Raw genomic sequence first — 12286 nt, forward strand, 5'->3', positions numbered from 1 at the left:
GAACCACCCTACACAGGGAAGTTCATGATCCATGGGCACCTATCTGCGCCCACCAGACGGATCAAATGCATCACGCAGTGCATCCCCAACAAAGTTGATGGAAATAACCAGCACAACGATCATGATCCCCGGAGGCAGCCAGAGCCAGGGCTGTGACGTCAGTACCGTAATAGACTGTGCTCCGTTTAACATATTTCCAAGGCTTGCCATTGGAGGCTGCACACCCATGCCAAGGAAACTTAACGCCGCCTCATCTAACATGGAGATTGCCATAACAGAAGTTGCATATACGAGGATCGGCGCAACCGTATTTGGCAAAATCTCGGAAAACAGGATATGACGAAGCGGCATGCCTGCTACTACATTTCCTTTGACAAAATTTGTTTCACGTAAGCTGAGCACATTTCCACGTACCAGTCTTGCTACCCCAGGCCAGTCTACAAATCCCAGAATCAGAATAATACTCCACAATCCCGGTTTAAAGATCGCTGCTGCAACAAGTACCAGAAGGATATAAGGAAAAGACATGACCATATCCGTAAAACGCATCAGTATCATATCTGCCACTCCGCCAAAATATCCCGCGATCAGGCCAAGTACCACACCAATCACCGTCGATATGGCTGTAGCAAGGATTCCCACAAGCAGTGATATCCTTGTTGCATATAAAAGCCTGCTGAATACGTCCCTGCCGATCTGATCTGTTCCAAGAATAAACTCTTTACACGGTGCTCCACTAAACGTTCCGACAATTGCATCCGGGTCATAAGGCGCAACAACCGGTGCAAACAATGCCGCCAGTCCGACAACAACCAGTATCCCAAGGCTGATCTTTGCAAGATGATGTGCACGGAAACGACGCAGCACCATCTGCATATATGTTTCATTTAAGTTTTCTTTTTTCTTTTTTATCATACAAATTCAACCTCTTTACTGAAGTTTTATCGTCGGATCTACTACCGCATATAAAATATCTGTCAGAAGATTACCGAGCAGTACAACGATCGCTGAGAGCAGACAGACTCCCATAATAACCGGATAATCACGGTTTGTGATCGCACTCATCGTCATAAGACCAAGTCCCGGCCAGGAAAATACCTGCTCCACAATAATAGAACCTCCAAACAATACCGGTATTTCCATTCCAATGACCGTCACGATCGGAACTAAGGCATTGCGCAGTGCATGTTTATTGATGACAAGAAAATGTCCGATTCCCTTTGCCCGTGCTGTACGCAGATAATCCTGCTGTAAGATTTCAAGCACTGCACTGCGGATATAGCGGATATTTGTTCCTGCCATGGACACCGCAAGGACAATGACCGGCATAACCATATGTGCCGCCACATCTGCTGCACCACCGGACGTGCCAAGCGTTGTCATTCCACCGGAAGGCAGCCAGCCCAATTTGACTGTAAACAGATAGATGAGAAGCATGGCAAGGAAAAATCCCGGAATACTGCTGCCAAGAAATGATAATGTCACTACCGTATAATCACCTTTTGAATACTGATGGATTGCACTGTAAATTCCTGACGGAACAGCAAGCAATATACTGACAAACAGTGATACCCCCATCAAAAGCAATGTTGGTCCCAGATGGCTTGCGATCATATCTGCAACAGGCTGGTAATTTTTAATGGAATATCCCATATTCCCATGCAGAAGCTGTCCCAGCCACACAAAATACTGCACATAAAATGGTTTGTCGAGTCCAAGTGCTATTGCTTTTGCCTGTACTGCAGCTTCCGAAACACGCGGTCCCTGCAGCATTTCAAGCGGACTCCCCGCCATACACATGATCGCATAATCGATCACAGTAATACCGAGCAATACCGGAATCGCGATCAGGATACGTTTGATAATATATTTTGTCATATGATTCCTCATTTCCTGCACTTTTGCATCACTGCTTTTGTGCATCACCGCATTTTACGCATTTTCTGTCCCCTCATAATAAGGACATGCCACCAGATGATCCGGTTTTCCGGCAATCGGTAAAAGCACCGGCTCACTCAGCCGGCAGTCGTCTCTCGCATACGGACACCTCGGATGAAACCGGCATCCTTTTGGAGGATGCACCGCGGAAGCAACCTCGCCTTTTAAAACTGCAGGCTTTTCTTCCCGGTGTCCCGGATCTGCAACCGGTGCTGCATGTGTCAGCGCTTTTGTATACGGATGTGCAGGATGTAAGAACACTTCACTGGCATCTGCGATCTCAACGATCTTCCCAAGGTACATAACCGCGATCCTGTCACTCACGTAACGGACAGCTCCAAGACCATGCCCCACAAACAGACTTGTCAGTCCCAGTTCATTTTGTAACTCACGGATCAGATTTAATATCTGTGCCTGTATCGACACATCAAGTGCACTGACCGGTTCATCACACACGATGAACTCCGGTTTTAATGACAACGCTTTTGCTATTCCAATACGCTGTCTCTGTCCACCCGAAAATTCATGCGGATATTTTAAAAGTGTGCTCTGGGGCAGTCCGACCATATCTAAAAGCTGTTTTATATCAGTGTCAATTGTTCTCTTATCCGAAATTCCATGATATAACATTGGCTGTGCCAAAATATCATAGATACGTTTCCGGGGATTTAAAGAGGAATAGGAATCCTGAAAGATCATCTGAAGACCGGTTCCTGCCTGTTTTCGTGCCTTTTTTTCATTGTGGGTAAGTGATTTTGCAGCGATTTTTTCTCCATGATAGTAAATCGCTCCGTCCGTCGGTGAAATCAGCCCGACTAAAAGCTGTCCGATCGTGGATTTTCCACATCCGGACTCTCCAACCAGACCAAGTGTCTCGCCCTTTTTTATTGAAAAATCAACACCGTCAACTGCCTGTACCTGACTGACAGTATGGGTAATGATACCACCTTTGATGTCATAATATTTTTTTAATTTTTCTACTCTGATCAGTTCTTTATCCATTCCATTTAACTCCTGCAAGCCTTATGGCAGCGTACAAAATGATCCTTTTCTGTCTCTTTCATCTCCTGCTTTTCCACGCAGCCTTCTCCGGCAAATGCACAGCGGTCTGCAAACCGGCACCCTGTGATCTGGTCATAATTTTCCGGTACAATGCCCGGAATTGATGCAAGTGTCCTTCCACTCTCATCATAAATACCCGGAACCGTATCAAGCAGTGCTTTCGTATACGGATGTGCCGGATGATAAAAAAGATCTTTCACTGATGCCATCTCTATAATCTGTCCCGCATACATAACAAGCACACGATCCGCCATCTGCGCCACAAGTCCAATATCATGTGTGATCAGGATCACTGACATCCCAATCTCTTTTTGCAGTTCTTTCATCAGCTCCATGATCTGAGCCTGAATCGTCACATCCAGCGCCGTTGTCGGTTCATCCGCAATGAGAAGCTTTGGATTGCAGCAAAGTGCCATCGCGATCATCACACGCTGACGCATCCCTCCGGATAACATATGCGGATATTTTTTCATTGCTGCACGCGCATCCGGCATCCCGACTTTCTCTAAAATCGTAACAGCCCTCTCTTTTGCTTCTTTTTTTGAAAGATGCAGATGGATGCGTATACTCTCCGTAATCTGACTTCCAATCGTAAACACCGGATTTAACGACGTTAAAGGGTCCTGAAAAACCATCGTCATCTGATTTCCGCGGATCATATCTAACTGCTTTTCATCCATATCTAGCAGATTTTTGTTTGTAAAGAGGACAGAGCCGTCAATAACAGCTCCGCCCTTTCCTAATAATCCCATTATAGACAGTGATGTCACACTCTTGCCACAGCCGGACTCACCAACGATACAAACCGTTTCTCCTTCTGCAACTTCAAAACTGACATGATCCACACTGATCTTTTTTCCAAAATCTCCGGTAAACGCTGTCGTCAGATCATTTACCTGTAATAATTTTGACATTGATTTTCCCGTTCCTTATTTCGTAATTTCCCACTGTTCTACATTATTAAAGAAACCATACACACTTGGTGTGGCATTTACCAGACGTTTGTTAACAGCCGCCTGCGCACTGACAATATAAGCAGAGAACATCGGCACATCTTCCTGCACTTTCTGATCCACTACTGAATAAAGACCTTTGATCTCATCAATATCACTTGTCGTCTGTGTCTTTGCAAGTGCTTCATTTACACTGTCATCTCCGTATCCGGTCCAGCTCTCCTCGCCACCTAAAAGCCATGCTACATCCGGGTATGGATCAACCGGCGCATAAGTATACTGTACCGCCAAAATATCATAATCATTTGTACCTGCTACAGACATCAGGGTTGCAAAATCCACTGTCTGCACTTCCACCTTAATACCAACTGCAGCCCACTGTGCCACAAACACATTTGCTGCATTTACGAATGCGCCGTCTCCGGAATTCACATAAAAACGTAAAGTCTGTGATCCGTCCCATCCGGCCTCTGCTAAAAGTTCTTTCGCTTTCTCCACATCCTGTTCTACCGGAACGATGCCATCGTCATAAAAAGGACTTGCAGAAGAAAGAAATCCGTCTACAACTTCACCTTTTCCTTTTAAAAGCTGCTCTAAAACCATCTTACGGTCAATTGCATATAACATTGCCTGACGCACACGCACATCAGGAACATTCTTTGTCTGGATAAACACGGACTGGTTTGTTACCGGTTCTCCGTATACAACATTCACATTGGAAAGTCCTTCAATGCTGTCATAATCTTCCTGTGGGATAACACTCATTGTCGGCTGTGTAATGTCGATCTCCCCGGACTGTAATCCGGCATAAAGCTGACTGCCGCTTACGATCTTGATATTGAGTTTCGCGATCTTTGGTGCACCTTTCCAGTAATTTTCATTCGCTTTATAAGAAATATAATGATCGACATCAAAATCCGTCACCATATATGGTCCGCTGACCACATCCGGATGATTAAACCAGTCAGCCGTCTTTAATTCTTCCTCACTGTACTGCTCGATCACATGTTTTGGAAGTGTCATCAGATAACGTGCATAGGAATTTTCAAATGTGGTTAATGACATCTCATCTTTTGTAGTAAACTGTACTGTTGCATCATCAATCGCTTTGATACCGTCGATACTCTCCGCTCCCTCTTCCGTAAAACCGTCATCTCCGACACCTTCAAACACATAATACATCATGGAGGTATTTCCAATAACCGGGGAAGTCAGACGAAGTGCTGTATATACCACATCATCTGCAGTGATCTTCTCGCCATCTGACCAGGTTGCTTTCTCATCGATATGCACGATAAAATTTTTATTATCTTCCGTTGTGACAGAATCAGCGATCTCACCTTCAAATTCCAGTTTGGAATTTAATTCCACCAGTGGAAGAAACATCAGGCTGGTCGCATATTTATTGATCTCACCGCCATCCATCAAAAGCGGATTTAATGTTCCAAGTGTATCCGTAACACCAATGTTTACAATATCATCTGAAACTTCTGCCATCTCTGTTGCTGCAGCATTTTCCCCCTGCGGCCGACTGCCTGTATTGCCGCCAGAAGTCCCGCATCCAACAGCAGTAATCCCCATCGCAGCCGTAAGCATAAGCGCCGACAGGACTTTTTTCCATCTTCTTTCTTTTCTCATAATTTCCTCACTTTCTGACAAAAAACTGTATTATGCCCGCTTCTCGCACATAAACCAGTACTTTTTGCGCATTATTACTAGTAATCCACTAGGAATTAGGTAAATTATATTTTTTCTTTTTTAAATTGTCAATCATTTTTTCAGAATATCCAGGTGTCAAAAGGTGATTCACAACTTAGCATCTTTCAGATTGACAAAAAAATTACGGCTTATTATAGTATTCCTTAGAATAAAGAAAAGAGGCAATACACATGAAAAACCTGTTAATCTATCAATCCACTGAATATGACTGTGGTCCGACCACCTTGACAAATGCAATCCGATATCTGTTTGACCGTGAAGAAATTTATCCTGATATTGTCAAATATATTATGCTCTATTGTCTCGATTCTTATAATGAAGCCGGTGAGGTAGGAAAACGCGGTACTTCCGCATCTGCCATGATGTTTTTAAGCAACTGGCTCACCCAGTTTGGACAAGTGAAAAATTTTCCTATTTCCTGCAATTTTCTATCTAAACAAGATGTCGTATTATCCCAAAACAGCTGTATTATCGGTGCCCTGCAGCAGGGTGGTGCTGTTTTGCTCCGTGTCTACTTAGAAGTACCGCATTATATTCTGCTGACTGGCGTTTCGGACAATGATATTTATGTGTTTGATCCATATTATGAAGAGATAGATGACCCTGAACTCGACAAAGAATTCTTTGAAGATGGCATCACCTTTATCACCGATCAGCCAAAGCGTGCTAACCGCATGATTTCAATCGACAGGCTTTCTAGTACCGGTGTCGGCTTTTATGAAATGGGACCATATGAGGAACGTGAGGCTGTGATCCTGTTCAACACAAATACCAGGAAAACGCCCGAAAACAGTATTGAATACATCATATAATTGTATCTAATATCAAAAGTCCTTTCCGGATCTCATCTTCACACAGTCTTCCATAACCAAGTAAAAGAATCGGTTTGTCCGGTGCAGTTTCGGCAGATCCGATTTTTTCACTTTCTATGGAATACTTGCTGTATTTTGTATTCTCATATCCGTTCGAAGCCATTTCCGGAACAACGTATTCACTGATTCCATAGATACGTATTCCCTGCTTTCCTGCAAGGTCACATATCTCCGCTTCTTTTTTTTCTGTACGTATCTGCACCAGAACATGCAGTCCTGCATGATCTCCGTAAACTTTTTCCACCCAGTTTCTCTTTTTTAGTTCCGCAAGGAGGAAATCATGTTTTGCACGGTAAATTCCTCTCATCTTATTCAGATGACGTTCAAAATGTCCCTCTTCAATAAACGCACGCAATACCTCCTGCTGGATTTTAGGAACAGTCGCAGAGTAAAATCCACATTTTTCATGATAACGATTTAACAATTCCGGCGGAAGCACCATATAACTGATTCGAAGTGACGGTGCAATGCTCTTAGAAAAAGTTCCAATATAAATAACCTTATCAAAATGATCCACACTCTGCAGGGACGGGATCGGCTTTCCACGATACCTGTATTCACTGTCGTGATCATCTTCGATCAGATACCTGTTTTCTTTTTCAGAAGCCCATTTCAGCAGCTCCAGTCTCTGCTTTAACGGCATGACCGTTCCTAGCGGAAACTGATGGGAAGGCATAATGTAGACAATATCCGGATCATATTTTCTGACTTTCCAGAGATCTATTCCATCTTCTTCCACGATAACCAGTGACATCTGGTATCCCATATTTAAAAATGTATGATATGCCTGCAGATAAGTCGGATTCTCCATCAGGACACGCTTATTTCTGCCCAAAATCTGTGTCAGTAAGATCTCAAGATATTCATTTCCGGCTCCGATAATCAACTGATCCGGCTCACAGTTAACCCCTCTCGCCTGATGAAGATAAGCCGCAATCGCCTTTCTGAGTCCATAATCTCCCTGTCCATCTCCGGATAAAAGCAATTCCTCCCGGTCATCTAACAGCACATTTTTATTTAATTTTCTCCACACATTATATGGAAAATGTTCGGTATCGATCGCATATGGTGAGAAGTCAATGATATCTTCCCCCATTTTCTCTTTCTGTCCCTTTTTCCCAAATGGAGCTATATCTTTTGATCCTTTTTCTGCATGACCAAATTCATATAATTCCGTAATATCGCATACAAAAAAACCCCTGCAAGGTTCTGCTTTGATGTATCCCTCTGCCAGGAGCTGTTCATATGCCATTTCCACGGTACTTCTGCTTACAGACAAATGTTTTGACAAAAGTCTTGTTGATGGAAGTTTTTCCCCGACGGGAATCTTTCCCGCAATGACATCCCGTTTGATATACTCATATATTTTCTCATAGAGGGGAGCTTTCGCTCCCCCCTGTAGATCAATCATTATTTCAATCATTATAATTTTGCCTATTTGCTTTTTTTGATTTCTGCAACGATCTTTTCTTTTAAATCATATGCGCGGTCTTTCATCTTCTTTGATGCGGAAGGCGCAGCCTGAATCCTTGAAATACACTTAGATGCCACATCATATTTTTTAAAATGATATGCCATTGCTGCAAGAAGATAATCTACGGTACACTGATCCATTCCACACATCGGGAACATCTCTGTAGACATTGCTTTCATAAATCCTTCATATGCCTGCTGGTAAAATGCTTCTTCCTGCTCTTTTACCTCTTTTTTCTTCCCTAATGTTTCAGGATCAGTTCCTTTTAACTCTTCCCCTTTTCCACGATACAGCCAGGCAAGTTTCAGACAGGTATATGCTTTCTCACTCGTCTTTCCTTTTTTCACGATCGTGTTAAACAGTGCCAGTTTATAACGCTCAATCGCCTGGTCATAGTCTAAAACCATTGGTTCATCAGAACCACTTGGTTTGAAGTTCGCACAAACCTGTTCTTTGACCAGTTTGATCTGTCCTGATGTTACATGCTCAAAATAGCGGTTCATCGCTGTATATCCGCAATACGGGCAGGATGCCACATCATATTTTAATGTATCAATATATTCAAAACGTGGACGCAGATCCAGATCCGGCTCTAATCGTTTGATTCGTCCGTTTTTAATCATTTTGGTCTTAAATACCTTATCACATACAGTACAGCGGATCGCTTTGTCTAACAGAAAACTGTCTTCTGTCGGAGCAGCTTCTGTTTTTCCTCCATTAGCAGATGCTGCCGGCTTTTTCTCTTCTTCAAACAGATCCGTTGTGTTATCCGCTTTGATACCAAATTTTTCCAATCCTGCAAATAAATTCATATGTATTTCATATCCTTTCCTGATACGCCCGTTTCCGGGTGCAAATACACCATCCCGGTGCAGCTAATGCTTATGCATTAGGTAATTTAAATGAGCTCTTTAATGACACAATTCTGTTAAATACCAGATGATCTGCGGTTGAATCCTTTGCATCCACACAGAAAAATCCCTGTCTTACAAACTGGAAACTGTCATATGCTTTTGCATCTTTTAAGTTTTCCTCAACAACACAGTTTTTCAAAATCGTAAGGGAATTCGGATTCAGATTCAGACTTCCGTCTTCATTATACACGCCTTTATCCTCATCCACAATATTTTCATAGAGACGGATTTCAGCCGGAACTGCCTGTGCTGCCGATACCCACTGAATCGTTCCTTTTACTTTACGTCCGTCCGGGCTGTTTCCACCTTTGGATGCCGGATCATAAGTACAGTGGATCTCCGTCACCACGCCGTTTTCATCTTTTACGAAACTGTTGCAGGTCACAAAGTATGCGTTCATCAGACGTACTTCGTTGCCCGGAAACATACGGAAATATTTCTTTGGCGGCTCTTCCATAAAATCTTCACGGTCAATATAAAGTTCGCGTGAAAATGGAACTTTACGCACACCAAGTTCCTCGTTCTCAAGGTTATTAACTACCTCAAGATACTCTGTCTCTCCCTCCGGGTAGTTATCGATCACCACTTTGACCGGATCTAAGATTGCCATCATACGCGGACGTTTCATCTTTAGATCCTCACGGATGCAGTATTCTAACATTGCATAATCCACGGAACTGTTTGCCTTGGAAATACCACAGAGTTCTACGAACATTTTTAAAGATTCCGGTGTAAATCCTCTTCTGCGGAGTGCTGCGATCGATACAAGACGCGGATCATCCCAGCCGTCTACGATCCCTTCCTCTACAAGACGTTTGATATATCTTTTTCCGGTTACAACATTGGTCAGATATAATTTTGCAAACTCAATCTGTCTTGGAGGCATCTCATCCTTGTCAGGGATCATATCTTTGCCAACCTCATCAATCACCCAGTTGTACAGCGGTCTATGATCCTCAAACTCAAGTGTACAGATCGAATGGGTAATTCCCTCGATGGCATCCTCTAATGGATGTGCAAAATCGTACATCGGATAAATGCACCATTTGTCTCCGGTTCTGTGGTGTGTCATATGCGCCACACGGTAAATAACCGGATCCCTCATATTGATGTTTGAAGATGTCATATCGATTCTTGCGCGGAGCACTTTCTCTCCGTCGGCAAATTTACCGTTTTTCATATCTTCAAATAAAGCAAGATTCTCTTCCACACTTCTGCTGCCCGCAGGATCTTCTTTTCCCGGTTCTGTCAGTGTACCGCGGTACTCACGGATCTCATCTGCACTCAGATCAGAAACGTATGCTTTTCCTTTTTTGATCAGCTTTACTGCTGCTTCATACATCTGATCAAAATAGTCGGATGCGAAGAACAGTCTGTCCTCCCAGTCAGCACCAAGCCATTTGATATCCTCTTTGATTGCCTCAACAAACTCTGTCTTCTCTTTTGTCGGGTTCGTATCATCAAATCGTAAATTGAATTTTCCATTATATTTCTGCGCAAGACCTGAATTTAAAAGTATGGACTTGGCATGTCCGATATGAAGATATCCGTTCGGCTCCGGTGGAAATCTTGTATGGACGGTTTTGCAATGTCCTTCCTCTATATCCTGATCAATAAACTGTTCGATAAAATTCTTTGAGACATTCTCGTTTTCCATGATGTCTGTCCTCCTCATATAACAACTCATGCTATATCATGTGCAAAATCAGCACATGATAAACATTCGCCGCTCGTCAATCATTCAAATATGTTGACTCACTTACGCTCATTATATCATACATGATACACCGCTTGGGTGCAAGTATAATATAGCATGAATTAGCGGTTTTGGGTAAGAAAATATTTTTTCGTTCGATTCGTTCCCCTGATATAAACTTTTCTGTATCATTTATTTATTTTCCAATAACCTTTTCTGTCTGATCCCACTCGTTCTATCACTTTTTTTTCCTTCAATGACTTCAACCGCACCGCTATTGTTTTTCTGCTTATCTTTAATTTTTCTGCAAGTTGAGGCATGGTATAATTTGCATTCTCTAATAGCAATGCAAGAACCTCCTGCTCTTTTTCAGTCACCTTTTCAGTCACCTTTTCAGTCACCTTTTCAGTCACCTTTTTAACGTTGTCTGGTCCAACTTGCAAATCAGCAACGGATTCCATCGGTATCACTATTTGAAAAATATTGTCTTCCAAAAAAATGGGGGTTCCACCAGAGTATAATTTCGTATATTTATTCGTATTTCTCATCCCAGAGCCCAATTCATCCGCATATCCAATTTCCCGGAACACTTTCGAAATCGGCGGGTTCTTTGGAAATGGCTCAAACTGATTCAATTTCAGTTCTCCATGACCATGTGGAAGATTACTGTTTTTCGTATAGATTCGGTTACTTTCAATCACAAATTGTGCCGTATATGCATTGGAATAATCCCGATGTGCCAGAATATTTGATATAATTTCACGCAAAATCTTATCTCTAGCACTCACGCTCTGATCTCCATCCAACACAAAAGTATCATTCAAATGTTTTTTTCCAAAATCCATCAATCTGCGGTAGCTATCTATTAAATTCGTGATAATAACTTCGCGGTCATCATAGCGGTCCAGATTTTTCACACGATAAATAGCGTCTGTCTTATATTGTGGCAACACAGACATAATCGTATTATCTTTTCCAAATAATAGAATCGCAGCAAGTGTTATTCCTTCCTTTCCCGTATCCGGGTCAGTCAGAATAAGTCCTGTGCTTCCAAGTATTTCTTTCTCATCCATATTTGCCCATGGGTGATTGTCTACTCTTGAAAGTGCCATCTGCTTCGCTCTTCGGATCACGTCAAGATCAAGATACTCCAGTCCAAGTCTTGGATAAACTTTATTCGCAAAATAAGTGCTCTGCTTTCTCGCATACAGCTTATACACTAATTCTGCATTGTCTGTTATATCAATATCACCTTCATGTGTTCTATCCCAGATTCTGCCATTCAAACGTCTAAGCTGTGTTCCCTCAGGCACCCAGATATAGACAAGTATCTTTCCATCTATCTCAAAAACCTCTGGTGTAAGATACATCGGTGGATTCAGCTTATTTGCATTATTAATAGATGTCGTAAAATCTTTGAGTATCTTATCTACTTTTTGGAAATTAACACCCCGAATCTCTTTTGTCTTATCAACTACACCAAGAACAATATGTCCTCCATTGCGGTTATTAAACGAACAGACCGATTGATACACATCCTTTGTCAGATCATTTTCTGACTGTTTGAATTCCACATCTATTTTTTCGCCGGACTGAATTATCTTTTTCAACTCGTCTGCTGTCATACGCATACCACCTTTCCAAGACCAAATCCATTA

General features: G+C 42.4%; 10 protein-coding genes. 1 reads left to right on the top strand and 9 read right to left on the bottom strand.

The genetic code is table 11. From position 1 onward, the window contains the following. Positions 1 to 39: 39 nt before the first annotated feature. From DW650_RS07650 to DW650_RS07670, 5 genes are read right to left on the bottom strand one after another with little or no spacing between them, the layout of a single operon-like run. Positions 40 to 915, bottom strand: coding sequence for an ABC transporter permease (locus DW650_RS07650; protein ID WP_118209531.1), 876 nt, complete (start codon positions 913 to 915; stop codon positions 40 to 42). Between the two features lie 15 nt (positions 916 to 930). Continuing rightward, on the bottom strand, positions 931 to 1878 hold the full coding sequence (locus DW650_RS07655; RefSeq protein ID WP_117919500.1) for an ABC transporter permease: 948 nt from the start codon (positions 1876 to 1878) through the stop codon (positions 931 to 933). Positions 1879 to 1932: 54 nt separating this feature from the next. Beyond that, positions 1933 to 2940 carry an ABC transporter ATP-binding protein gene (locus DW650_RS07660; protein WP_118209532.1) on the bottom strand — a complete coding sequence of 336 codons (1008 nt, stop codon included), beginning with the start codon at positions 2938 to 2940 and terminating at the stop codon, positions 1933 to 1935. 5 nt (positions 2941 to 2945) lie between these two features. Continuing rightward, the gene (locus DW650_RS07665; RefSeq protein ID WP_118209533.1) at positions 2946 to 3914 is read right to left on the bottom strand and encodes an ABC transporter ATP-binding protein; all 969 of its coding nucleotides are present in this window, start codon (positions 3912 to 3914) and stop codon (positions 2946 to 2948) included. Positions 3915 to 3929: 15 nt separating this feature from the next. Then, positions 3930 to 5591 carry an ABC transporter substrate-binding protein gene (locus tag DW650_RS07670; protein WP_118209534.1) on the bottom strand — a complete coding sequence of 554 codons (1662 nt, stop codon included), beginning with the start codon at positions 5589 to 5591 and terminating at the stop codon, positions 3930 to 3932. Between the two features lie 251 nt (positions 5592 to 5842). On the opposite strand from DW650_RS07670, the gene DW650_RS07675 reads away from it, so the two are divergent. Beyond that, on the top strand, positions 5843 to 6484 hold the full coding sequence (locus DW650_RS07675; RefSeq protein ID WP_118209535.1) for a peptidase C39: 642 nt from the start codon (positions 5843 to 5845) through the stop codon (positions 6482 to 6484). Here DW650_RS07675 and pdxR read toward each other — a convergent pair. From pdxR to DW650_RS07695, 4 genes are all read right to left on the bottom strand, one after another. Then, a complete protein-coding gene (gene pdxR / locus DW650_RS07680) occupies positions 6477 to 7967 on the bottom strand; it encodes a MocR-like pyridoxine biosynthesis transcription factor PdxR (RefSeq protein WP_118209536.1) in 1491 nt (496 codons plus the stop codon). The genes DW650_RS07675 and pdxR overlap by 8 nt on opposite strands. An 11-nt stretch (positions 7968 to 7978) precedes the next feature. Further along, positions 7979 to 8830: a DUF2225 domain-containing protein gene (locus DW650_RS07685; protein ID WP_118209537.1), complete on the bottom strand. Its 852-nt coding sequence runs from the start codon at positions 8828 to 8830 to the stop codon at positions 7979 to 7981. Positions 8831 to 8900: 70 nt separating this feature from the next. After that, positions 8901 to 10589 (bottom strand): glutamine--tRNA ligase/YqeY domain fusion protein, encoded by a 1689-nt coding sequence (locus DW650_RS07690; RefSeq protein ID WP_118209538.1) that lies wholly within the window; start codon positions 10587 to 10589, stop codon positions 8901 to 8903. A gap of 227 nt (positions 10590 to 10816) precedes the next feature. Further along, positions 10817 to 12253: an AlbA family DNA-binding domain-containing protein gene (locus DW650_RS07695; RefSeq protein WP_118209568.1), complete on the bottom strand. Its 1437-nt coding sequence runs from the start codon at positions 12251 to 12253 to the stop codon at positions 10817 to 10819. Between the last annotated feature and the right edge of the window lie 33 nt (positions 12254 to 12286).

The sequence above is a fragment of the Roseburia sp. AM23-20 genome (assembly GCF_003470905.1).
Taxonomy (GTDB): domain Bacteria; phylum Bacillota; class Clostridia; order Lachnospirales; family Lachnospiraceae; genus Roseburia; species Roseburia rectibacter.